At 72.0% G+C, this 23,011-nt stretch carries 18 protein-coding genes; 9 read left to right on the forward strand and 9 right to left on the reverse strand.

The window, feature by feature from the left end; translation table 11 throughout:
• Positions 1 to 93: 93 nt before the first annotated feature.
• Positions 94 to 2,580: a DNA helicase PcrA gene (gene pcrA / locus ACP4IX_RS13065; RefSeq protein ID WP_426523168.1), complete on the reverse strand. Its 2,487-nt coding sequence runs from the start codon at positions 2,578 to 2,580 to the stop codon at positions 94 to 96.
• Between the two features lie 444 nt (positions 2,581 to 3,024).
• Between pcrA and ACP4IX_RS13070 the strand changes: the two genes are divergently transcribed.
• Positions 3,025 to 4,215 (forward strand): NlpC/P60 family protein, encoded by a 1,191-nt coding sequence (locus ACP4IX_RS13070; RefSeq protein WP_426555568.1) that lies wholly within the window; start codon positions 3,025 to 3,027, stop codon positions 4,213 to 4,215.
• 27 nt (positions 4,216 to 4,242) lie between these two features.
• Positions 4,243 to 5,262, forward strand: coding sequence for a tellurite resistance/C4-dicarboxylate transporter family protein (locus tag ACP4IX_RS13075; protein WP_426523166.1), 1,020 nt, complete (start codon positions 4,243 to 4,245; stop codon positions 5,260 to 5,262).
• On the opposite strand, the gene ACP4IX_RS13080 is transcribed toward ACP4IX_RS13075, so the two are convergent.
• Entirely contained in the window at positions 5,240 to 5,593 is a 354-nt protein-coding gene (locus ACP4IX_RS13080; RefSeq protein WP_361210449.1) for a hypothetical protein, read from the reverse strand. The two genes, ACP4IX_RS13075 and ACP4IX_RS13080, sit on opposite strands and share 23 nt — an antisense overlap.
• Positions 5,594 to 5,907: 314 nt before the next feature.
• On the opposite strand from ACP4IX_RS13080, the gene ACP4IX_RS13085 reads away from it, so the two are divergent.
• Entirely contained in the window at positions 5,908 to 6,957 is a 1,050-nt protein-coding gene (locus ACP4IX_RS13085) for an NlpC/P60 family protein (RefSeq protein ID WP_426555569.1), read from the forward strand.
• 167 nt (positions 6,958 to 7,124) lie between these two features.
• Here the strand turns inward: ACP4IX_RS13085 and ACP4IX_RS13090 are convergent, their stop codons facing one another.
• Entirely contained in the window at positions 7,125 to 7,889 is a 765-nt protein-coding gene (locus tag ACP4IX_RS13090; protein WP_426555570.1) for a LuxR C-terminal-related transcriptional regulator, read from the reverse strand.
• Positions 7,886 to 9,178, reverse strand: a complete 1,293-nt coding sequence (locus ACP4IX_RS13095; RefSeq protein WP_426523163.1) for a PspC domain-containing protein — start codon at positions 9,176 to 9,178, stop codon at positions 7,886 to 7,888. The genes ACP4IX_RS13090 and ACP4IX_RS13095 overlap by 4 nt, the downstream gene beginning before the upstream one ends.
• A gap of 180 nt (positions 9,179 to 9,358) precedes the next feature.
• On the opposite strand from ACP4IX_RS13095, the gene ACP4IX_RS13100 reads away from it, so the two are divergent.
• Positions 9,359 to 10,795 carry a PspC domain-containing protein gene (locus ACP4IX_RS13100; RefSeq protein ID WP_426555571.1) on the forward strand — a complete coding sequence of 479 codons (1,437 nt, stop codon included), beginning with the start codon at positions 9,359 to 9,361 and terminating at the stop codon, positions 10,793 to 10,795.
• Positions 10,782 to 11,027 (forward strand): hypothetical protein, encoded by a 246-nt coding sequence (locus ACP4IX_RS13105; protein ID WP_426523161.1) that lies wholly within the window; start codon positions 10,782 to 10,784, stop codon positions 11,025 to 11,027. The genes ACP4IX_RS13100 and ACP4IX_RS13105 overlap by 14 nt, the downstream gene beginning before the upstream one ends.
• Before the next feature lie 160 nt (positions 11,028 to 11,187).
• On the opposite strand, the gene ACP4IX_RS13110 is transcribed toward ACP4IX_RS13105, so the two are convergent.
• Positions 11,188 to 11,715: a DoxX family membrane protein gene (locus tag ACP4IX_RS13110; RefSeq protein ID WP_426523160.1), complete on the reverse strand. Its 528-nt coding sequence runs from the start codon at positions 11,713 to 11,715 to the stop codon at positions 11,188 to 11,190.
• A 248-nt stretch (positions 11,716 to 11,963) separates the two neighbouring features.
• Positions 11,964 to 13,259 carry a hypothetical protein gene (locus ACP4IX_RS13115; protein WP_426555572.1) on the reverse strand — a complete coding sequence of 432 codons (1,296 nt, stop codon included), beginning with the start codon at positions 13,257 to 13,259 and terminating at the stop codon, positions 11,964 to 11,966.
• 201 nt (positions 13,260 to 13,460) lie between these two features.
• Between ACP4IX_RS13115 and ACP4IX_RS13120 the strand changes: the two genes are divergently transcribed.
• Together ACP4IX_RS13120 and ACP4IX_RS13125 are read left to right on the forward strand one after the other, a co-directional pair.
• A complete protein-coding gene (locus tag ACP4IX_RS13120; RefSeq protein WP_426555573.1) occupies positions 13,461 to 14,444 on the forward strand; it encodes a DUF4429 domain-containing protein in 984 nt (327 codons plus the stop codon).
• Between the two features lie 80 nt (positions 14,445 to 14,524).
• A complete protein-coding gene (locus ACP4IX_RS13125; RefSeq protein WP_426555574.1) occupies positions 14,525 to 15,007 on the forward strand; it encodes a pyridoxamine 5'-phosphate oxidase family protein in 483 nt (160 codons plus the stop codon).
• A gap of 9 nt (positions 15,008 to 15,016) precedes the next feature.
• Here ACP4IX_RS13125 and guaA read toward each other — a convergent pair whose 3' ends face one another.
• Entirely contained in the window at positions 15,017 to 16,597 is a 1,581-nt protein-coding gene (guaA, locus tag ACP4IX_RS13130; RefSeq protein WP_426523156.1) for a glutamine-hydrolyzing GMP synthase, read from the reverse strand.
• A gap of 339 nt (positions 16,598 to 16,936) precedes the next feature.
• Here guaA and ACP4IX_RS13135 point away from each other — a divergent pair, with 339 nt between their 5' ends.
• Positions 16,937 to 17,233: a chorismate mutase gene (locus ACP4IX_RS13135; protein ID WP_426523155.1), complete on the forward strand. Its 297-nt coding sequence runs from the start codon at positions 16,937 to 16,939 to the stop codon at positions 17,231 to 17,233.
• A 752-nt stretch (positions 17,234 to 17,985) separates the two neighbouring features.
• Complete coding sequence (locus ACP4IX_RS13140; RefSeq protein WP_426523154.1) at positions 17,986 to 19,092, forward strand: LAETG motif-containing sortase-dependent surface protein; 1,107 nt, start codon at positions 17,986 to 17,988, stop codon at positions 19,090 to 19,092.
• 96 nt (positions 19,093 to 19,188) lie between these two features.
• On the opposite strand, the gene ACP4IX_RS13145 is transcribed toward ACP4IX_RS13140, so the two are convergent.
• Together ACP4IX_RS13145 and ACP4IX_RS13150 are read right to left on the reverse strand one after the other, a co-directional pair.
• Positions 19,189 to 21,012 (reverse strand): GMC oxidoreductase, encoded by a 1,824-nt coding sequence (locus tag ACP4IX_RS13145; protein WP_426555575.1) that lies wholly within the window; start codon positions 21,010 to 21,012, stop codon positions 19,189 to 19,191.
• 85 nt (positions 21,013 to 21,097) lie between these two features.
• Positions 21,098 to 22,711: a succinic semialdehyde dehydrogenase gene (locus ACP4IX_RS13150; protein ID WP_426555576.1), complete on the reverse strand. Its 1,614-nt coding sequence runs from the start codon at positions 22,709 to 22,711 to the stop codon at positions 21,098 to 21,100.
• Between the last annotated feature and the right edge of the window lie 300 nt (positions 22,712 to 23,011).

Here is a 23,011-nt window from a genome sequence, read left to right on the forward strand (position 1 = left end):
GCGCAACACCCACGCCGCGCTCACAGCGCACCATGCACGCCGCGCCCGCAGCCGCCACCCACGAGGCACCCGCGACAGGCCCGCGACGCTCCCTCAGAGCTTCTCCACCGGCGCGTACCGCAGCAGCAGCCGCTTCGGCTTGGTGTCGCCGAAGTCGATCGTCGCCTCGGCGTTCGACCCGGTGCCCTTCACCCCGACCACCGTCCCGAGCCCGAACTGGTCGTGCGTGACACGGTCCCCGACCGACAGGGAGACCGTCGCCTGCTCGGCAGCGGCGGACCGGCGCGTGGCGAAGCCGGACGCGCCCGACGCCGAGGAGCGGGAGCGGGACGACGACAGCGAGGCCGCCACGCCCGAGACCGGCGCGGAGGGCGCGGGTCCGTTCGCCCCGGTCCGCTTCCACTCCAGGTGGGGTGCCGGGATCTCCTCCAGGAAACGGGAGGGCGGGTTGTACGACGGCTGCCCCCAGGCGCTGCGCAGCGTGGACCGGGTCAGGTAGAGCCGCTCACGGGCGCGCGTGATGCCGACGTACGCCAGGCGCCGCTCCTCCTCCAGTTCCTTGGCCTGCCCGAGGGCACGCATGTGCGGGAAGACGCCGTCCTCCATGCCGGTGAGGAAGACGACCGGGAACTCCAGGCCCTTGGCGGTGTGCAGGGTCATCAGGGTGACGACGCCGTCGCCGTCCTCCTCGTCGGGGATCTGGTCGGAGTCGGCGACCAGCGCGACCTTCTCCAGGAAGTCGGCCAGGGTTCCGGGCTCCTCGCTCTCGGCCCGCTCCTGTTCGAACTCCAGGGCGACGGCGGCGAGTTCCTGGAGGTTCTCAATGCGTGTCTCGTCCTGCGGGTCGGTGGAGGCCTGCAACTCGGCGAGATAGCCGGTGCGTTCGAGGATCGCCTCCAGCACGGTCGCCGGACCGGCACCGGACTCGACGATCGTCCGGAGGTCCTCCATGAGCGTGTTGAACCGCTTGACGGCGTTCGCGGAGCGCGCGGCCATGCCGTACGCCTCGTCGACCCGCTTCAGGGCCTGCGGGAAGCTGATCCTCTCGCGCTGGGAGAGGGCGTCGATCATGGCCTCGGCACGGTCGCCGATGCCGCGCTTGGGGACGTTGAGGATGCGGCGCAGCGGCACCGAGTCCTCGGGGTTGGCCAGCACCCGCAGGTACGCCAGGACGTCCCGGACCTCCTTGCGCTCGTAGAAGCGGACGCCGCCGACGACCTTGTAGGGCAGGCCGACGCGGATGAAGACCTCTTCGAAGACACGGGACTGCGCGTTGGTGCGGTAGAAGACGGCGACGTCGCCGGCCTTCGCCTCGCCCGCGTCCGTGAGGCGGTCTATCTCGTCGGCGACGAACTGCGCCTCGTCGTGCTCGGTGTCGGCGACGTACCCGGTGATCCGCGAGCCGGCGCCCTGGTTGGTCCACAGGTTCTTGGGGCGGCGGGACTCGTTGCGCTCGATGACCGCGTTGGCGGCGCTGAGGATCGTCTGGGTGGAGCGGTAGTTCTGCTCCAGAAGGATCGTCGTCGCGTCCGGGTAGTCCTCCTCGAACTGGAGGATGTTGCGGATGGTGGCGCCGCGGAAGGCGTAGATCGACTGGTCGGCGTCGCCCACCACGCACAGCTCGGCGGGCGGGACCTCGGCCTCGGGCGGCACGTCGACGGGGTGCTCGGAGGTGCCGACCAGCTCGCGCACGAGGGAGTACTGGGCGTGGTTGGTGTCCTGGTACTCGTCGACCAGGACGTGCCGGAAGCGGCGCCGGTAGTGCTCGGCGACGTCCGGGAAGGCGCGGAGCAGGTTGACCGTCGTCATGATCAGGTCGTCGAAGTCGAGGGCGTTGGCCTCGCGCAGCCGCGACTGGTAGAGGGCGTACGCCTGGGCGACGGTCTTCTCGAATCCGTCGGCGGCCTGGGCGGCGAAGTCCTCCTCGTCGATCAGCTCGTTCTTGAGGTTGCTGATCTTCGCGCTGAAGGACTTGGGCGGGAAGCGCTTGGGGTCGAGGTCGAGGTCGCGGCAGACGAGCGCCATCAGGCGCTTGGAGTCGGCCGCGTCGTAGATCGAGAACGAGGACGTGAAACCGAGCCTCTTCGACTCCCGGCGCAGGATGCGGACGCACGCGCTGTGGAAGGTCATCACCCACATCGCGTTCGCGCGCGGGCCGACGAGCTGCTCGACGCGCTCCTTCATCTCGCCCGCGGCCTTGTTGGTGAAGGTGATCGCGAGGATCTGGCCGGGGTGGACGCTCCGCTCGGCCAGCAGGTGGGCGATGCGGTGGGTGAGCACACGGGTCTTGCCGGATCCGGCGCCGGCCACGATGAGCAGCGGGGAGCCGGAGTGCACCACGGCGGCGCGCTGGTTGTCGTTCAGCCCGTCCAGGAGCGCGGCGGCGTCCAGCGCGGGGCGCGGGGCACCGTCGCGGTAGTGGGTGTCCCGGTCCGGCGGCGCGTCGAACTTCCCGCCGAACAGATCGTGCGGGACCGGCTCCGGTCCGTGATCATCGTCGGGCGGCGGCGGGGGTTCCTCCTCGTGACCGCGGGGGGTCTGGAGGCTCGCCAGGAAGCTGTCGTCAAAGAGGCTGCTCATCGCTCTCCGAGTCTAGGGCGCCCCACCGACAACCCGGCGCCACCCCGGAAATTGGCCGGCACACCGGCACTGAGCACCCCCCGCGACAGATGGCACCACGGAGAGTGACGCCTTCGCCGAAGGTCACGAGAATGTATCGGGCACATCACTCGCCGACCTTCACAGCGGACCCACGGGTTGGCTACGGTGCGGGCAGGCCGCACGCCCCCCTCCGGCGAACGTCGCCGGGCCGCGCGGCCTCCGCCGAGTCCGGCGTGCTCGCACGGCACCCGGAGCCGGGGACCCGACAGGGAGACCTGGGGTGAATCGGCCGCCCTGCCCCCGGCGAACCCGCGGAGGGCGGCCCCGCCACAGGGCACACCTTCCGGACCGCGCCGCCCGACCCCTCCCCCAGGGCCGGGCCGGGCCCGGCCCGGCAGGCGGAGCGTGGAAGGAGTCGCCTCCTTGGCGTCGCACCGCAAGTCGCGCCCCACGGGTACGCGCGTCGCAGGCATACGGACCCCCGCCCTCGCCACGGCGGCCCTCACCTCCGTCGCCCTGCTGTCCCAGACGGCCACCGCCGCGCCGTCGGACGACGACAGGCCGAGCCTCGAAGAGGTCGAGAAGAAGGTCGACGACCTGTACCGGCAGGCGGGGTCGGCGACGGAGAAGTACAACGCCGCCAAGGAGAGGACCGCCAAGCAGCGCAAGCGCGTCGACACCCTCCTCGACGACGTCGCCGAGCGCACCCAGCGGCTCAACGAAGCACGCGAGGCGTTGGGATCCTTCGCCTCGGCCCAGTACCGCACGGGTGCCGCCGTCCCGGAGACCGCGACCTTCCTGCTCGCGGACTCGCCGCAGGACTACTTCGACCGGAACCACCTGATGAGCCGGCTCACCGGCCGTCAGAAGGACGCGGTCGACGACTACGTCACACAGCAGTCCGCGACGGTGGAGAAGCGCCGGGAGGCCACCGAGAGCCTCGAGACGCTCACCGCGTCGCAGAGCGAGCTGCGAACGGCCAAGAGCACCGTCCAGAAGAAGCTCGCCACCGCCCGCGAGCTGCTCTCGGAGCTGACCGCCGAGGAGAAGGCCCGGCTCGCGGCGATCGAGGAGAAGAAGCGGGAAGAGGCCGCCCGCAAGGCCGCGGAGCTCGCGAAGCAGCAGGCCGAGGAGCGCGAGCGGCAGGAGGAGGCCGCCCAGCGGGAGAGCGGCGCCGCCACCGGGTCCGCCGGATCATCCGGCTCCGGTGGCACCGGTGCGGGATCCGGGTCCACCACGCCGGAGTCCTCCCACGGCACCAAGGCCGAGAAGGCGCTCGCCTTCGCCCGCGCCCAGATGGGCAAACCGTACGTGTGGGGCGCCACGGGCCCCGGCTCCTACGACTGCTCGGGCCTCACCCAGGCCGCCTGGAAGGCCGCCGGGGTGACGCTGCCGCGTACCACCTACGACCAGGTCGACGCCGGCACGACGGTCGCGGTCTCCCAGGCGCAGCCCGGTGACCTGGTCTTCTTCTACGCCGACCTCAGCCACGTCGGCCTCTACATCGGCGACGGCATGATGATCCACGCACCGAAGCCCGGCGCGTACGTCCGTGAGGAATCGATCTTCTACGACGGCGAGTCCTCGATCCACAGCGTGGTGCGCCCGGCCTGACCCTCGCGGCTCTCTAGCATCGGGCCCATGTCATCCGGCACCTCTCCCACCTCCCCCTACCCGCTGCGCGCCTGGTGGGCGCAGCGTCCCCCGGCGGCCGGGGCCGCGGTGATGGCGACCGGCATCCTGTCGGTCGCCCTGCACCTGACGGGACACGAGGTCCTGTCCCGGATCGCCCTCGTCCTGGCCTGCGCCGCCTGGCTGACGCTGGCGGCGAACTTCGTCTACCTGCTCCTGGCCGAGCGCGCGCAGTGGGTGACGCGAGCGGGGACGCCGGGCGCGCTCACCGCCGTCGCCGCGACGACCGTGCTCGGCACCCGCTTCTCGCTGCTCGACCGGCCGGCCCTGGCGGCGGCACTGCTGGCGCTGGCGGCGCTGCTGTGGCCGGGGCTGCTGCTCCTGGTGGTACGGCACTGGGGGCGCAGGATGCCCGGCGCCGTGTTCCTGGGCTGTGTGGCCACGGAGGGTCTCGCCGTGCTCGGCGCCACGCTGGCCGCGGCCACCTCGACCCCCTGGCTGGCACACGCGGCCGTGGTGCCGTTCTGGCTGGGGATCGTGCTCTACCTGATCGCGCTGTTCCGCTTCGATCTGCGGCAGGTGGCCCGGGGCTCCGGGGACCACTGGGTGGCGGGCGGCGCCCTCGCCATCTCGGCACTGGCCGGCGCCAAGCTGCTCGCGGCGGCCGGGACGGGCATGTACCTGTGGAACGACGACGACTACGCCGTCCTGCACGACGTGACCGTCTTCCTGCTCGCCCTCGACCTCGCCTGGTACGCGGCACTGCTCGCCGCCGAGATCGCGTGGCCCCGGATCCGCTACGACGTGCGCCGCTGGTCGACCGTCTTCCCGCTCGGCATGACGGCGGCGGCGACACTGTCCGTCGCCGCCGTCCTCGACGTCCCGTGGCTGGAGGCGCCCGGTCAGGCGTTGCTGTGGATCGCGGTGGCCGCGTGGCTGGCGGTGGCCGCGGGGGCGGTCGTCCAGGCCAGGGCCGGGCTGCGGTCCCCGGTCACGGACGCGGCCCTCAGGTCCACAGCACGGCGATGAAGATGTTCGCCACGGTCAGCAGGCCCACGAGGCCGAACAGCGGCTTCTCCACCTTCTCGTCGTCGCGCTTCACATAGACCAGGCCGAGGATCACGATCAGCAGGGCGAGCTTCACGCCCATCTTGACGTTGTCGACGGACTGGTCGTCGGCCTGGTTGAGGCCGATCAGGACGACGCCGGTGACCAGCATCGTCAGCGCGCCGTGCAGCATCGCCGGAACGAAACGGGCCGTGCCCTGGCCCATCGCCTTCATCTGGGTCAGGAAGCCCCCGAGGAGCGACGCGATGCCGATGATGTGCAGGCCGACGAAGATGTGGATGAGTACGTCCATGAGGCCGGAGCCTAATCAGGGACCCGGGCACCCTCCGACACCGGCCCGCCCGGACGCGGGGGCCCTGCGTGGCACTCGCCCCGCCCGTGCGGCCCCATAACACCACACACCCCTCAGCCGTCCCCGATCCGGCACATCGGTCATCACCCTGCGTGAAGACGACGACCGCAGAAGGGGACCCTGCTCACATACGGTCACCGTGCGGTCCGGTACAGCCACTTCCGCGCATCCCGTCACCTGGCCACCACCGCCACGCCTAGCGTCCACCCCCCAGGCAACCGGAGTCGAGCCGTACGGAAGGACGTGGATCGCAGGTGGGAACGCACCGCAGGCCGCGACAGCGCATGATGGGCGGCGGGAGAGCCCGTACGGCGGCCACGATGATCACCCTCGCGGGCGCGGCCACCGCGACGACCCTGGGCGGGACCGGGCACGCCGACCCGAAGCCGACGCCGACGCAGGTGAAAGCCAAGGTGGACAAGCTGTACCAGGAGGCGGAGATCGCCACCGAGAAGTACAACGGCGCGAAGGAGAAGGCGGACGCCGCCGAGCAGCGCCTGGAGGAACTGCGGGACGAGGCCGCCCGCAAGGAGCTCCGGCTGAACTCGGCGCGCGAGGCGCTGGGTTCGGTAGCGGCGGCCCAGTACCGCAGTGGCGGGCTCGATCCGGCGCTGCAACTCGCCCTCTCCTCCGACCCCGACGAGTACCTCGACGGCGCCGCGTTCGCCGAGCGGGCGAGCCGCAGGCAGACGGCCGCCGTCGGCCGGGCACGCAAGGAACTGCGGGACATCGAGCAACTGCGCGGCGCCGCACGCGTCGAGGTGACCTCCCTGACGGCGCGCCGGGCCGAGCTGAAACGCCACCGCGAGACCATCACCGGCAAGCTCGGGACGGCCCGCCGTCTGCTGTCCCGGCTGACGGCCGAGGAACGCGCCCGCCTCGACCCCGACCGCGCCTCCCCCTCCCCGTCAGCTCCCCGGGGCACCCTGTCCGCCTCGTCCTCCCAGGCGCCCGACTCCCGCGCCGCGGCGGCCGTCGCCTACGCCCACCAGAAGCTCGGCAGCCCCTACGTGTGGGGCGCGACCGGTCCCGACGCCTTCGACTGCTCGGGCCTCGTCCAGGCCGCCTACCGCGCGGCCGGCGTCTCCCTGCCCCGCACGACCTACGCCCAGATCGACGCGGGCCGCCGCGTCTCACGGTCCGCACTGCGTCCGGGTGACCTGGTCTTCTTCTACTCCGGCATCAGCCACGTCGGCATCTACATCGGCAACGGCCGCATGATCCACGCCCCGAACCCGTCGGCCCCGGTCCGCGTCGCCCCACTCGACGAGATGCCGTTCGCGGGGGCTACGCGGGTGGTGTGACGGCTCGTCGGCCGCCGTCACGGGCGGCCATGGCGGCTTCACGGGCGAGGGCGACGGCTCTTCCGCCAGACCACCGGTCGTGGAAGGCGTGCACACTCACCGGGAAGGTGCTCACCCCTTTCGCGCTGCCGCGGCCCTCGGACCCCCGAAGCCACCGGCCCGCACGGTCACACCAGCCGCCGGGCCGTGGCCCATCGCGTCAGCTCGTGCCGGTTGGACAGCTGGAGCTTGCGCAGGACCGCCGAGACGTGGGACTCGACCGTCTTGACCGAGATGTACAGCTGCTTGGCGATCTCCTTGTACGCGTAGCCGCGGGCGATCAGGCGCAGCACCTCGCGCTCGCGCTGGGTGAGGCGGTCCATGTCCTCGTCGACCGGCGGGGCGTCGGTGGAGGCGAACGCGTCGAGGACGAAGCCGGCCAGGCGCGGGGAGAAGACGGCGTCGCCCTCCTGGACGCGGAAGACGGAGTCCACCAGGTCCGTGCCCGTGATCGTCTTGGTCACGTAGCCCCGGGCGCCACCACGGATGACGCCGATCACGTCCTCCGCCGCGTCCGAGACGGACAGGGCGAGGAAACGGACGGGCTGCTCCGCGTCACTCATCAAGGGGGCGCAGCGGCGCAGGACTTCGACACCACCGCCGCCCGGGAGGTGGACGTCGAGGAGGACCACCTCCGGCCTGGTCGCGGTGATGACCGTGACGGCCTGGTCGACGTCGGCGGCCTCACCGACGACCTCGACGCCGGTCTCGGCGGTCTGGCCTATCTCGGCCTGGACGCCGGTGCGGAACATGCGGTGGTCGTCGACGAGCACCACGCGCACGTGACGCTCCGCCGCGCCGCCGTTCGCCGGCTGCGCGGGCTGCGCGGGCTGCGCGGGCTGGGCCGCCTTACCCGCTCCCGTGTTTCCGTTCGCCTCGGTCGGGTCGCTCATGACGTCTTCTCCGCCCTCTCCATCTCCAGCTCGACCTCCGTGCCGCCGTCCGGCACCGCGCGCAGCCGCGCCGTGCCGCCGTTGCGTTCCATGCGGCCGATGATCGATTCTCTGACACCCATCCGGTCGGCGGGTATCGAATCGAGGTCGAAGCCGGGGCCTCGGTCCCGGACGGACACGAAGACCGTCCTGCCCTCGACTTCGGCGAAGACCTGAACGGCGCCGCCCTCGCCACCGTACTTGGCGGCGTTCACCATCGCCTCGCGTCCGGCCTGCATCTGTGCGGCGATTCTCTCGTCGAGGGGGCAGTCGCCGACGACCACGACCTCGATGGGAACGCCGTGCTTGTCCTCCACCTCCGCGGCATTGCGCTTCACGGCCTCGGCGAGCGTGGTGGGCTCGTCGTCCTCGTCCTTGCCATTGCCCTCGGGCTTGTAGAGCCAGGCGCGCAGGTCGCGCTCCTGGGCCCGGGCCAGGCGGCGGACCTCGCCCGCGCTCTCCGCGTTGCGCTGGATCAGGGTCAGGGTGTGCAGCACCGAGTCGTGGACGTGGGCGGCGACCTCGGCGCGCTCCTGGGCCCGGATGCGCATCAGCCGCTCCTCCGAAAGGTCCTGCGTCATGCGCACCAGGTAGGGGCCCGCGAGGAGCGTTATCCCGACGAGGACGGCGAGGGCCGCCTGGAGAACGGAACCGAGGTGGGCGGCGGACCCCTGCAGGACGAAGATGCCGGTGACACCGGCCGTCACCAGCAGGACGCCGGCCACGGTACGCAGCAGGGTGACCGTGCGCCGGTGGCGCCCCACCTCGGCCCAGCGGGCCCGGCGTGCGTTGTCCGCCTGGCGCCAGACGAGGGCGACGCCCGCGCCGACGAGGACGGTCGGCCAGAGGTAGGCCCTGGCTCCGCCGCCGAGATCGACGTTCCCCACGAAGACCAGGGCCACGACGACCATGAGGAGCAGGGCGACGATCTGGCCCTTGTCCGGTTTGCGGGTGACGAGTCTGCGGCGGCCGTCCGGAGAGGTCTCGGCGGTGACGAGGGACGGCGGCCGCTGGGCGTCGACGCCGCCGACGCCCAGCGGTACGAAGAACCAGAAGGCCGCGTACAGCAGCGCGCCGAGGCCGTCGGCCATGAACAGCCCGACGAAGGCGAACCGCACCCAGATGACGGGCAGCCCGAGGTGTCCGGCGAGCCCCCGCGCCACACCACCGAGCCAGCGGCCGTCGCTGCTGCGGTAGAGCTTGCGCGGCGGCCGCGGTTCGACGAGTGGTGCTGCTGCGGCTTCCGGCATGACACTGATGGTCACACGGCCGGGGGAGCCGGAGCATCAGGGTCGGTCCCCGAGACTCCCCTGATCTTCGGGCCGCCGGTGCTCCGAACACTCCCCCGGCATCGCGTCAGGGCCGATATCAGGGTCCGACCAGGGTCGAACCGACTGCCGTCCCGGTGCCGCGCCCGTCACCATGGACTCATGACAGATCACGAGCACGCCGCGACGGGTCCGGGGCCCGGCCCCGGCCCGCGCCCACCGCTGGGCGCCGGGCCGCGGGACGCCGCCCCCGCCGCGGATGCCGCGGGTGGTGCGGGGGGCGATGCAGCCGACGCGGGCGCTCCCGCCGGCACCGACGTCCCCGGTCCTCCCCACACGTTCCGGCGCGACCGGCGGCACAAGACGCTCGCCGGGGTGTGTGCGGGTCTCGGACGGCAGTGCGACATCGATCCGGTGATCTTCCGGATCACCCTCGCGGTGCTCTCCGCGACCGGCGGCATCGGCCTCATCTTCTACGGCTTCGCCTGGCTCTTCGTCCCCTACGACGACGAGGACGAGAACGAGGTGCGCAAGCTGCTGACCGGCCGGGTCGACGGCCAGGCGCTGGCGGCCGTGCTGTTCGCCCTGGTCGGCTGCGGGGTCTTCCTGACCATGCTGAACAACGGCGGGGTGCTGTCCTTCGCCGTCATACTCTCCCTCCTGCTGGCGGGCGCCGGGTACTGGTCGCAGCGGCGGAAGGCTCCGGACCCCGACCCCGTCTCCGCCCAGGCCGTCGCCGACGCCCCGCCGGAGGCCCAGGCACCCCCGGTCCTGATCACCTGGCCCTCCTGGTGGCGGGACCCCGTGGTCAAGGACGGCAGCCACGTCGGCGGGACGGGCTACCTGTGGGGTCCACCGGACTCCGAGGACCGGGACATCGCGGCGGCCGTCAACATCGGCCGCGGGGTCCGGGGCGGCGGCCGCGTCGCCGCGGGCGACCGGCGCTCGGGATCCCCTCAGCCGCGCGGCCCCCGCGGCATCGGCGGCTGGGTGTTCCTGTTCGCCCTGCTCGCCGGCTTCCTCGGCACCCGGCTGACCTGGGACGAGCAGCCGCTCGGCACCAGTCTGCAGACCGGCCTGGCCTGTGCGCTCGCCGTCTTCGGCGTCGGTATCGCGGCCAGCGCCTTCCTGGGACGCACGGGAGCCGGCACGATCTTCCTGGCGATCATCACGGCGGGACTGCTCGCCGGATCGGCCGCCCTGCCGAAGGACGTCGGCACCGAATGGGTCCGGACCACCTGGGAGCCCACGACGGTGGCCGGCGTGCGCGAGCAGTACGACATCGGGGCCGGCAGCGGCACCCTCGACCTGTCCGGGCTGGACCTGGCCGAAGGGCAGACCGTGACCACTCGGGCCGACGTGGGCATGGGCCGAATACGGGTCGTCGTGCCGCGGGACGTGACCGTGCGGCTGAGCGTCGAGGTGGGCGTGGGCGACATCCAGCTGCCCGGAGACGGCAAGAAGGACGTGGACGTGGCACCGGGCAAGCACAAGGAGGTCACCCTGTCCCCCACCACGGGCGGCAAGAACGCCGGCACGCTCGACCTCGACCTCCAGGTCGGCGTCGGACAGGCGGAGGTGACCCGTGCTGCGTCATAGGTTCCAGCCCGGGCGGCTGGTCGCCGGCGTCTTCCTGACCCTGGCGGGCGTCATCTACGCCGGGGACGCGGGTGGTCTCTGGGACACACCGTGGTTCGTGGTGATCCCCGTCGTCATGGGCGGCCTCGGCCTCGCGGGAGCGGTCGGCGTCCTGGCCCGGTCCGTACACCGGCGCCGCGGTGCACGCCGCGCGGCGAAAGGGGACCAGCCCCGGGCGGGCCTTCCCGGCTGACGGCTGACGGCTGACGGCGCACGGACGGCCGGCTCCCGCGGGCCGACCCGACGAAGTGAGAGTTCACGCCCGGCGCGGAAGGCCTCCGAGGAAAGCTCCGTCCGCCCACTCCGCCGGCAGCCGGCACAACCTTCCCGGTCGCACCGGACGACTGCGGAACCTACTGGTACCCGCCCGTCCGCTGTCGTCGTCGGGAGCGCAGGACGGCGTCCAGGGAGAGCAGGGGTGCGCCCGCGAGGACGAGAGGGATCCAGGCCATGAGGTAGACGAGATCATTGCCGTAGTAGTACGGGTCGGCGGCCCAGCTGACGGTCAGCCACAGGCTGAGCGAGATCAGCGCGCCGCCGAGCGCCGCCAGGCGCGTCAGCAGTCCGAGCAGCGTGCCGATGCCGACGGCCAGCTCGCCCAGGGCGATGGCGTACCCGAAACCGGAGGGGCTCTTCAGCGCCAGGTCGACCAGGGAGGGGAGGGCCGAGGAATCGCGGACGGCACGCATCATGTCGCCGACGGAGCCGGCGCCCGCGTCCTTCATGAAGGCGCTGTCGGTGAGTTTGTCCAGACCCGCGTAGATGAAGGTGACACCCAGGAAGATCCGTAGGGGCAGGAGGGCGTACCGGGTGGACTGGTCCCGCCAGTCACCGCCGCCCGGGTGCGAGGTGTACGCATCCGTCCGCATACCGTGAGTCATCTTTGCCAGCCGCCTCTCGCCCGCGTGCCGAGACATGCTCAACAGAGCATACGTACGACGTACAGGCCGCGTTCAATCCCTCTTCGACCGGTTTCTTCCTGTCGGTTTCGACAGGTGGTCGTTATCGACAGGTTGGCGATTCCTGGAGGTTGGCGTTTCCGGGAGGCGGGTGTTCTCGGGAGGCGAGTGTTCCCGGGGGTTGGCGATGCGACAGATCACCGGTCGGCAGCGGGCTCGGCGGCGAAGTGTCAGTCCGTCACATCGATGGCGTACCGATTGGTTTCCACGCCCGCGCTCGTGACCACCTGGACGTCCACGCGGCCCGGTTCCACGTCCGCCGGCACCGGGACCGTCAGCAGGTCGTCCGTGGGGTTGCTGAAGCCGCCCGTCACGGGGACCAGCGGCACGTGGACGTTGACCGCGCCGATGCGGACGACCATCCGGGACAGCCGGTCCGCGCGTTGAGCACCCGGTGGTACGAAGCCGGCGCCGCGGATCTCGATGTCGTCGCCGGTGCGGATCGGCGCGTCCAGGTCACCGGCCTCCCGCGCCCGTACCACGGAGAGGATCACGGGACGCCCGCCCTCCGCGTACTTCGCGGCCACATAGGTCGCCGCCGAGACCAGCACCACGACCGCCAGCCCCCACGGCAGATCCGGCAGTTGTTCCGAGCGCCGGGCCAGCCGCACCGCCGCGAACACCAGGGCGACGGTGCTGATCACCACGTACTGGATGTCGGCGAAGGAACCGCGTCCCGCGTCGTCCGTCAGCAGGTCGGCCGCACGCGGCCGGTCCGCCCGTACCTTCTGCAGCCGCTGCCCCAGCACCCGCAGTCCGACGACCCGCCGCACCAGCACCGCGATCCCGCACACCACCGCCAGCACCGTCACCGCGCCGACGCCGCGGGCGAGGTCCAGCCCGGAGATCAGCGCGTCCCGTCGGCCGTGGCCCGAGGCAACCGCCAGCTGTCCGGCCAGGACGAGTACCGCGTAGGCGACGAAGAGCACCCAGAGGGCCGCCACGGCCCGGGACGTGGACAGACGGTTGTCCTCGCCGATGACCGGGGCCAGCGCCCCGCCCCGCGCCCGGTGGAACCACGACGCCGCCGTCAGCGCACCGGCCACGACCAGCGCGGCCGCCAGCCCGGCGGTGCGCGCTGCCGTCCAGCCGGTTCCGATCGCGGTGAGCGACTGCCCCAGGAGCAGCAGCACGACCGCGGCCCACACGACGGCCGCCGTGCGGCGCCCCAGGTTCGCGAGCCACGCCCGGCCCTCGGCACGACCGCGTTCGGCGACGAGTCCCGCGGACTGGGTCAGCTCCTCCGAAACCCACTGCCGGGAAGCCGAGGGCGAGTGCGCCACCGCGGCCGGCAGCCCTTGTCCGGCCGCGAACTCGTCCCGCCTGACCAGGAACGCGGCAACCGCCCGGCGGTGCCCCTCACGGGCGCCGTGCGGACAGTCCCCGCAGGTGCAGCCGCCCCCGTGCGCCGCCTCGTACGCGCCTTTGTCCGAGCCGCTCCCGCGTCTCGCCTCCTGCACCGCCACGCCCGACGCCCGCCTTCCCGAACCCTGCGAAACCCAGTATCGACAACTCCGGCACCGCCCGCGGCAGAACCCGTAAGTCCCGTGGGACGAAAGCGAATTGTGCCGTACACAACCCCCTGCGCGCGCGCCGCCCCCGGTCCGCTCTGCTCAGCGCGGGTGACACGCGGACCGCCGTGTTGACCCGGCTGCGAGAATTCCCTTATGGCCGAGATCATCCAGCGCGACGGGACCTGGGCGTTCGACGGCAGTACGGTCCGGATCACGCCGGGTCTGCACCGCTCGGTTCCGCTGTTCCGGCAGACGTACGGAGAGGTCTCGGTGCCGCTGGAGGCCGTCGCGGGCGTCGTCTTCGAGCCGGAACGCAAACGCGGGCGGCTGCGTCTGAGACTGCGCGAGGGCGCCGACCCCCTCCTCCAGGCGACCGGCGGCCGGCTGCCCGACGCGGCGGACCCGTACCGGCTGACGGTGGACATCGACCACTGCGGGGTCGCCGAGTACGTCGCCGCGGAGATCCGCCGCGCGCTGCTGCTCGACCGGATCCCCGAGGAGCCCGCGCAGGCCTACCTGCTGCCCGGGCCGCCGGTGCCGGTCTCGGTGCGTTCCTCCGACGGCACGGTCTCCTTCGACGGCGCCCGGGTTCGGGTCGACTGGGCCGACACCTCCGACCGGGTCAAGCGCGCCTCCGGCCCGCGGATCATCGACATCGGCGACCTGGCACAGGTCGAGTGGCTTCCCAACTCAGGGGTGTGCGACGGTTTCCTGCGGTTCGTGACCCGGGAGACGGTGTTCTCCACGCTGCCGCCGGAGAAGGACCCGTACGCCCTGGACCTGTGGGGCAGCGCCCGCCGCGATCTGCTCACCGCGCTGATCGCGACCGCGGTCACGGCCCGGCTGCCGCATCCGTCGGCCCGTACGGACGGTGCGGGCCGTTCGGACGGTGCGGGCGGTGCGGGCGGTGCGGGGCGTTCGGGCGGTGCGGGCGGTGCGGGCGCCACTTCGGAGCGCGTCGGGAGCGGATCCCCGCCCCGGCGGGTCACACCCGCCGTACCGTCGGCACCGTCCGCAGCGGACCACCACGACGTCCTGCTGCGCAGGCTGCGCGAGCTGGGCGAGCTGCATCGCAGCGGCGTTCTCACGGACGCGGAGTTCGCCGCGACGAAGACGGCCGTACTCAGGGACTTCTGAACCCGGGGACATCTGAGCGCGGACGGGTTCCGGTTCGATGTCCGACACGAGGTGTCGGGTATGAGGTCCACACTCGGGGTATGACATCGAGCACCGTCGCCGACTGGGCCGCCTTCGCCACCGCCGAACCCGCACTGGCCGCGACCGTCGAGGCACGCTTCGGCGCGTACACCCACCACACCCTCGCCACCCTGCGCAGGGACGGCTCACCCCGCACCAGCGGTCTGGAGGTGCGTTTCCTGGGCGGCAAGCTGTGGCTCGGCATGATGCCCGGTTCGCTGAAGGCGCTCGACCTGCGCCGCGACCCGAGGTTCGCGCTGCAGGCGAACCCGGGGGACGGCACCGGCATGGGGGGCGGGGACGTACGGATCGGCGGCCGGGCGGTCGAGGTCGAGGAGGCCGAGGCGCGGGCCGCGTACGTGAAAGAGGTGGAACCGCCGGAGCCGTTCCACCTCTTCCGTACCGAGCTGACGGAGGTCGTACGGACCTGCGTCGAGGGCGACTGCCTGGTCGTCCAGGTCTGGCAGCCCGGGGAGCCCCTGCGCACGGTCAGGCGCGCATAGGGCCGGGGGTCACTCCCACTCGATCGTCCCCGGGGGCTTCGAGGTCACGTCGAGGACGACCCGGTTGACGTCCTTGACCTCGTTGGTGATGCGCGTCGAGATCTTGGAGAGCACGTCGTACGGCAGCCGGGACCAGTCGGCCGTCATGGCGTCCTCGGAGGAGACGGGCCGCAGCACGATGGGGTGGCCGTAGGTGCGGCCGTCGCCCTGGACGCCGACGGAGCGGACGTCCGCGAGCAGCACCACGGGGCACTGCCAGATGTCACGGTCGAGGCCGGCCGCGGTCAGCTCCTCGCGGGCGATGGCGTCGGCCTCGCGGAGCAGGTCGAGCCGCTCCTTGGTGACCTCGCCGACGATCCGGATGCCGAGGCCCGGGCCCGGGAACGGCTGGCGCTGGACGATCTCGTCCGGCAGGCCGAGCTCCTGGCCGACCATCCGGACCTCGTCCTTGAACAGCTGGCGCAGCGGCTCGATGAGCTGGAACTCGAGGTCCTCGGGGAGCCCGCCGACATTGTGGTGGGACTTGATGTTCGCCGTGCCGGTGCCGCCGCCGGACTCGACGACGTCCGGGTAGAGGGTGCCCTGGACGAGGAACTCCACGGCGGGGCCCTCGTCGGCGATGATCTCGGCCTGGGCCTGCTCGAAGACGCGGATGAACTCGCGGCCGATGATCTTCCGCTTCTCCTCGGGGTCGGAGACCCCGGCCAGCGCGTTCAGGAACCGCTCGCTGGCGTCCACGACCTTCAGCTGCACGCCGGTCGCGGCGACGAAGTCCTTCTCGACCTGCTCGGTCTCGCCCTTGCGCATCAGTCCGTGGTCGACGTAGACGCAGGTCAGCTGGGAGCCGATGGCCTTCTGGACGAGGGCGGCGGCGACGGCGGAGTCCACGCCGCCGGACAGGCCGCAGATGGCGCGCTTGTCGCCGACCTGCTCGCGGATGGCCGCGACCTGCTCCTCGATGACGTTGCCCGTGGTCCAGTTCGGGCGCAGGCCCGCACCCCGGTACAGGAAGTGCTCCAGCACCTGCTGTCCGTGCGTGGAGTGCATCACCTCAGGGTGGTACTGGACGCCGTAGAGCTTCTTCTCGTCGTTCTCGAAGGCGGCGACCGGGACGACGTCCGTGGAGCCGGTGACGGTGAAGCCCTCGGGGGCGGCGGAGCAGGCGTCGCCGTGGGACATCCACACGGCCTGCTCGGCCGGGGTGCCCTCGAAGAGGGTGGAGGACGGCTTGGAGACCGACAGGTCGGTGCGGCCGTACTCACGGGCGCCGGAGTTGTCGACGGTGCCGCCGAGGGTCTGCGCCATCAGCTGGAAGCCGTAGCACATGCCGAAGACGGGGACGCCGGCCTCGAACAGGGCGCGGTCGACGGTCGGGGCGCCGGGCTCGTACACCGATGAGGGGCCGCCGGAGAGGACGATGGCCGCCGGGTTCTTGGCGAGCATCTCCGCGACCGGCATGGAACTCGGCACGATCTCGCTGTAGACCCGCGCCTCGCGGACACGGCGGGCGATGAGCTGGGCGTACTGCGCGCCGAAGTCGACGACCAGGACGGTGTCGGGGGCGGCGGCAGCGGGAGTCGCTGATGACACGGGGTGCCTTCCGGCGGTCGGGCGGGGGTCTTGTGCTCCCGATTCTACCGAGGCGGGCAGGTGACACGTCCCGCCCGTGGTGCCCGGCGACCACCGCCCGCACGTCTCACCATGCGAACCGGCTTGGACACCGTCCGTCCCCGGGGCATACTGGCCCCATGCTCACGCACCAGACCTTCGTCTTTACCTATGGCAACCGGCCCGCCGGCTGCCATGGTCGTGCTGCTTGAGCAACTGACAAGCGACTTCCCAGGCGCCCCGGGCCGACAAGGTCCGGGGCGTCTGGCGTTTCCGGGTTTGTCGGCCGGGCCACCACCCCTTCGGCGAGGAGCCACCGACATGACCGTCACCGCAGCAGACACGGCCGACAAGACCGGCGCCCGCACCACCGAGGCCGCCGACGTGATCACCGGCGCCCGTGAACGCATCGACGCCCTCGACGACCGGATCATCGGGCTGATCCAGGAACGGATGGCCGTCTCCGCCGTCATCCAGGAGGCGCGGATCACCTCCGGTGGCCGGCGCGTGAACCTCTCCCGCGAGATGGAGGTCCTCGACCACTACCGCCAGGCGCTGGGCAAGCCGGGTACGGCGCTGGCGATGACGATGCTGGAGCTGTGCCGCGGGCGCGTCTGAGGGCCGCGGCCGAGTCCGGGCGTCTTCTCACCCGTACGGCGCGTGACCGGTGCCCGAGCCCGTCGTTGGTCCCGGTGTCCGTGTCAGCCAGGGGCGGGCCCGAAAGAACCACGCGTGGCTCGCTGGAGCGGTGAGACGTGCGGATCGTGCCGTGCGTCGTGGGACCTCGCTCCAGAAAAGTGACCGGACGGCAGGGGACAGCAGCCCGGTCACCCAAGAGAACGGCCGGCTCCGGGGACGCCCGGAGCCGGCCGACGGAAGAAGGGTCCGGGTCCGGACCGAGCGGCCGCGGAGGCCGTCCCCTCCCGCACGATGCGGCGCGCGGACCGGCCGAGTCCCGTACGCAGCCCCCACACCACCACTCACGCCACTCGAGGCAAGCGGCGCAACCCCCCGGCGCCGCTCCCCGGGCACCGGCGCAGCCCTGACGCCGGTGCTGGCCGAGGAAGGGCCCCGCGGCGCACCTCCCGCGGGGCCCTTCGCCGTGCCCCGCCCTCCCCGCTCTCCCCGCTCTCCCCCGCTCTCCCCTCCCGGCCGTCTGCCTTTCCCTCTCCCCACCCACCCACGGGCGTGACGTGGGTCACATAAAGTTCTTGTGAGTTCGGGGGCAACCATTCACAGACTTCGCCGATCAAACAGGCCGAACCGATCGAGCAGACCGGTCCGAAGGGTCCACCGCGTCCCACACGCGGAGGCCTCCTCAGAGCCCCGTACCGCCATCATCGCGGTACGCCTGACTTCACGAGGTCTTCATGAAGCTTCGCCGCGCCATCGTGACCATGGCCGCGACGTCCGTCATCGCTCCGCTGGCACTCCTGTCGGCACCGGCCGCCTCCGCGACCGAGAGCCCGGCCCCGGCAGCGAGCTCCTCGTCCGGGACGGACACCTCCTCGGGCGATCAGAACGACTCCTCCGACGGGAAGACGACCCCCACGGACGAGCAGAGCACCCCGTCGGACGACCAGTCCACGCCGTCCGACGACCAGAGCACGCCGTCCGACGACCAGTCCACGCCGTCGGACGACGCGTCGACGCCGTCCGACGACGAGAGCACCCCCGGCGGTTCCGGGACGACCGACCCCGCCCCCTCCACGTCGGCGCCGACCGACGAGCCGACGGAGCCGGAGGAGCCCGAGGTCCCGTTCTGCGAGGAGCTCGACTCCGAGTACTCCGCCGCCAAGGTGTCGGCGGACATCAAGGGCCTGCCGGGCAAGATCGTCGCGGGCGACGGCCACCACGCGTTCCAGCTCGTCGTCACCAACGAGTCGAAGACCGACGTCAAGGAGGTCGCGTTCTACGCCGAGGTGGAGAACTTCGAGTTCGAGGACGAGTCGAAGTTCCTCAGCTCGTACGTCGACCTGGAGTTCAAGAACCCCGAGACCGGCGCCTGGGACCGCATCGGCAGCGACGAGTGGGCCGGTGACTACTTCTTCTTCGTGGAGAAGCTGAAGGCCAAGGCGAGCAAGACCGTCGACCTGCGGGTCAGCATCGACGCCAAGGCCCCGGCCGGCGACGCCTACTCCTTCGCCTTCGGCGCCTACCTGGACAACGTCGACGGCCAGGAGTGCATCGCCGCGGGCTGGGCCGAGTACCCCTTCCAGGTCCTGAAGCCCGGCTCCAGCAACCCCGCCCCGGGCACCGCCACTCCGAACGACAAGGGCGGCAAGGGCGGCAAGGGCGGCAAGATCTCGGTGAAGAAGCCGCAGGGCAACGTCTCCCAGCTGCCGACCGGCAGCCTCGCCGAGACCGGTTCCAGCTCCGCACTGCCGATGATCGGGCTCGCCGGCGGACTCGCCGTCGTCGTCGGTGGCGGCGCGGTGTTCCTGGTCCGTCGCCGCAAGGCCGGTATCGAGGCGTAACCAGCGGTACGGCCTGACGGCAGAACAGTAAGGCCGCAAGACGGGAAGGACCTGCGCTCGGAGGGGGGCGCAGGTCCTTCCGTGTGTCCGCTGCCGCTACTTCTTCGGCGGCACCGCCGGTATCCCCAGGAACGGCAGCCGCAGCGCGCCGAAGGCCTCCGCCGGAACCGCCGGGGACTTCGGCTCGACGGGGGCGAGGCGTTCGTACGCCGTTCCCTGGGCCGGGCGCGGGTCGCTCTCACCCTTGTTCGGCCAGTACGCCATCGCGCGCTCGGCCTGGGCCGTGATGGTCAGGGACGGGTTGACGCCCAGGTTCGCCGAGACCGCGGCACCGTCGACGACCGAGATGCCGGGATGCCCGTAGAGCCGGTGGTACGGGTCGATGACGCCCGTCTCGCGCGAGGCGCCGATCGGGCAGCCGCCCAGGAAGTGCGCGGTGAGCGGGGTGCCCATCAGCTCGCCGACGTTGGAGCCGGCGAAGCCGCCGATCTCGGCCGCCAGGGCCGAGGCACCCTCCGTCGCGGCCTTGATCTGCTTGGGGTTGGGCGAGCCGTGGCCCTGGCGGGCGGTGAGCAGACCCTTGCCGATGCCCGCCGGCTTCAGATGCGTCGTCAGGGAGTTGTCCAGTGACTGCATCACCAGGCCGATGATGGTCCTCTCCGACCAGCGCCGGTTGGACAGGGAGCGCAGGATCCACGTGGGGTGCCTGGCCGCGTGGCCCAGGAAGCCCAGGACGCGGGACGCGCCCGAGGCGGTGGGCCCGGCGTAGGGGACCTGGAGGATCGACAGGCCGCCCATCGAGTTGGAGCCCTTGCCGTAACGGACCGGCTCGATGTGGGTGCTGGCGTCCGGATGGATCGAGGACGTGATGGCGACGCCGCGCGTGAAGTCGGCCCGCGGCTCGCCGGTGGCCCTGCGGTAGCGCCGGTCGTCGGTCTGGGCGCCGACCAGGGCCTCGGAGTTGGTGCGGGTCAGCTCGCCGAGCCTGTCGGACAGGTGGGGGAGCCGGCCGCTCGCCTTCATGCGGTGCAGCAGCGTCTGGGTGCCGTAGGTGCCGGCGGCGAGGACGACCCGGCGGGCCGTGAAGGTGCGGCCCGCGCCCTTCTTCTGCCGGTGGGTGGGGAGGGTGGCCAGCGCGAACCCGCCGCGTGAGTCGTCGGTGACCGAGACGACCGTCGTCATCGGGTGCACGACCGCGCCCGCCTTCTCGGCGAGGTACAGGTAGTTCTCGTTGAGGGTGTTCTTCGCGCCGTGCCGGCAGCCGGTCATGCACTCGCCGCACTCGTTGCAGGCCCTGCGGTCGGGGCCCGCGCCGCCGAAGTAGGGGTCGGCCACCCGCTCCCCCGGCTTCGCCCTCGTCGTGCCGTCGGCGTCCCGGCCGTCGCCGAAGAAGACGCCGACCGGCGCCATGTGGAAAGTGTCGCCGACGCCCATCCGCTCGGCGGCGGCCTTCAGGTGCACGTCGGACGGGGTCGTCGTCGGGTTCAGCCGGACCCCGAGCATGCGCCGGGCCTGGTCGTAGTACGGCGTCAGCTCGTCGTGCCAGTCGGTGATGTCCCGCCACTGGGGGTCGTCGAAGAAGGGCTTCGGCGGGACGTAGAGGGTGTTGGCGTAGTTGAGGGACCCGCCGCCGACACCGGCGCCCGCCAGGACCATGACATTCCCGAGCAGGTGGATGCGCTGGATGCCGAACATGCCGAGCCTGGGAGCCCAGAGGTAGTTCTTGAGGTCCCAGGAGTTCCTGGGCAGCGACGCGCGGGTGAAGCGGCGGCCGGCCTCCAGAACACCGACCCGGTACCCCTTCTCGGTGAGGCGGAGGGCGGACACGGATCCGCCGAACCCCGACCCCACGACGACGACGTCGTAGTCGTAGTCGTGGTCGTTCTCGTCCCGGGTCCGGGCGGACTGCTCCTGCGACACGTGCTCTCCTCGTCGAGAACGGGTACGGGTACGGGTGACGGCTGTTCAGTACGGCTCAGTTCTGCTCAGGACTGCTCAGGGCTGCTCAGCGGAAGCGGAAGGCCTTCATCAGGCGCAGGCTCCGGTTCATGAACGCCGCGTACTTCTCGTCGTCCATCCCCAGCGACGGCGCCATCGGCAGCAGCCGCTGGTGGGCGACGGTCTGGGCCTCGGTGTACTTGAGGATGCCCTCGGAGCCGTGCCTGCGGCCGAGGCCGGAGGCCTTCATGCCGCCCATCGGGGACTGGACGCTGCCGTAGGCGGGGGCGTAGCCCTCGTTGATGTTGACGGTGCCGGTGCGCAGGCGGGCGGCGACGTCGCGGCCACGCCGGGCGTCCCGCGTCCAGACCGAGGAGTTCAGTCCGTACGGCGTGGAGTTGGCCTGCTCGACCGCCTCGTCCTCGGTCGTGAAGCGGTAGACGGAGACGACCGGGCCGAAGGTCTCCTCGGTGCACACGGTCATGGGGGCCGCGACCCCGTCGAGAATGGTCGGCTCGTAGAAGTACGGGCCGATGTCCGGACGGGCGACTCCGCCGGCGACGAGCTTCGCGCCGTGCGCGACCGCGTCCGCCACGTGCCGCTCGACGGTCTCCAGTTGCCGCTCCCCCACCAGCGAGCCCATGTCGGCGCCGTAGGCCAGGGAGGTGCCGAGCCGCATGGCCCTGGTGCGGGCGGCGAAGCGCTCCAGGAACGCGTCGGCGACGGACTCGTGGACGTAGAGCCGCTCGATGGAGATGCAGAGCTGGCCGGCCGAGGAGAAGCAGGCGCGTACGGCGCCCGCGGCCGCCTTCTCGATGTCGGCGTCCTCCAGCACCAGCATGGCGTTCTTGCCGCCGAGTTCGAGGCAGACGCCGACCAGGCGGGCGGCGGCGCCCTGGGCGACCTCGCGGCCGGTGCGGGTGGAGCCGGTGAAGGAGACGTAGTCGGCGTGCCTGACGACCTCGGGGCCGACGACCGGCCCGTCGCCGAGGACGACCTGGAAGACCTCCGCGGGCAGTCCGGCCTCGATGAGCAGGTCGCGGGCCCACAGGGCGGTCAGGCAGGTCTCGGTGTCGGGTTTCATGACGACCGCGTTGCCCGCGACGAAGGCGGGGAGCGCGTCGCCTACGGACAGCTCCAGCGGGTAGTTCCAGGGGGCGATCTGGCCGACGACGCCGCGCGGGTGGCGCAGTTCGGTGACCTTCGTCAGGGCCGGTACGGCGCCGGTGTGCCGCTTGGGCCGCAGATACGCGGGGGCCTTGCGGCCGTAGTGCCGGGCGGCGACGGCGACGGCCTGCACCTCCTCGTGGGCGTGCAGGCGGGCCTTGCCGGTCTCCAGCTGGATGAGGTCGAGGACCTCGGCCTGGCGTTCGAGGACCAGGTCGTGGAAGCGGAGCAGGACGGCGGCGCGCTGCCGTACCGGTGTGCGCTCCCACACGGCCTGGGCGGCGCGGGCCCGCTCGAAGGCGGCGGCCACGTCCTCGGGCGTCGACTCGGGCAGGTCGGCCAGCTTCTCACCGGTGAACGGCGTGTGGTTGGCGGTGCGGCCGGAGCCGGCCACGCCCTTGGTGAGCTGGGCGACCAGTTCGGGCGTGACCACGTCGGCGGCGGTGCGGGCGCCCGCCGGGGCGGGGGCGAGAGGGTTCGTGCCGGTGATGTCCGGGGCCTGCGCGTCCGTCATGAGCCGCAGGGTATGACGCCGTGAGGGCTTTGTGTACCCGTCGGTAATCGGGATTCACCGAGTGCTCACACAACGCCAGTGATCGCTGGCAACGAACCCGCTGATCAGGGCGTTACGGGGGAGGGCTGGACCTGATCGATGCGCACCGCCCCGGAGTGGGGCCGGGGTCGCCGGCCACTGCCGTCGTGGCCTCGGCGGCCTGCCCGTCGAGCGCCCGGCCGGTCGGTGCCCGGCGCGTCGGCGCCGACGCGCCGGCCCGGGCGGTACGGCTGCGCGACGAACCGGTCCTGGTCCTTCGTC

Source organism: Streptomyces sp. WG5 (genome assembly GCF_049974565.1).
Lineage (GTDB): Bacteria > Actinomycetota > Actinomycetes > Streptomycetales > Streptomycetaceae > Streptomyces.

Bases quoted from the DNA above. Each gene is read 5' to 3' on its own strand.
- ACP4IX_RS13090 (WP_426555570.1), bottom strand. From the start codon at position 7,889: ATGAGCGACCCGACCGAGGCGAACGGAAACACGGGAGCGGGTAAGGCG.
- ACP4IX_RS13135 (WP_426523155.1), top strand. From the start codon at position 16,937: ATGACCGTCACCGCAGCAGACACGGCCGACAAGACCGGCGCCCGCACC.
- ACP4IX_RS13140 (WP_426523154.1), top strand. From the start codon at position 17,986: ATGAAGCTTCGCCGCGCCATCGTGACCATGGCCGCGACGTCCGTCATC.
- ACP4IX_RS13075 (WP_426523166.1), top strand. From the start codon at position 4,243: ATGTCATCCGGCACCTCTCCCACCTCCCCCTACCCGCTGCGCGCCTGG.
- ACP4IX_RS13080 (WP_361210449.1), bottom strand. From the start codon at position 5,593: ATGGACGTACTCATCCACATCTTCGTCGGCCTGCACATCATCGGCATC.
- ACP4IX_RS13120 (WP_426555573.1), top strand. From the start codon at position 13,461: ATGGCCGAGATCATCCAGCGCGACGGGACCTGGGCGTTCGACGGCAGT.
- pcrA (WP_426523168.1), bottom strand. From the start codon at position 2,580: ATGAGCAGCCTCTTTGACGACAGCTTCCTGGCGAGCCTCCAGACCCCC.
- ACP4IX_RS13125 (WP_426555574.1), top strand. From the start codon at position 14,525: ATGACATCGAGCACCGTCGCCGACTGGGCCGCCTTCGCCACCGCCGAA.
- ACP4IX_RS13095 (WP_426523163.1), bottom strand. From the start codon at position 9,178: ATGCCGGAAGCCGCAGCAGCACCACTCGTCGAACCGCGGCCGCCGCGC.
- ACP4IX_RS13100 (WP_426555571.1), top strand. From the start codon at position 9,359: ATGACAGATCACGAGCACGCCGCGACGGGTCCGGGGCCCGGCCCCGGC.
- ACP4IX_RS13150 (WP_426555576.1), bottom strand. From the start codon at position 22,711: ATGACGGACGCGCAGGCCCCGGACATCACCGGCACGAACCCTCTCGCC.
- ACP4IX_RS13110 (WP_426523160.1), bottom strand. From the start codon at position 11,715: ATGACTCACGGTATGCGGACGGATGCGTACACCTCGCACCCGGGCGGC.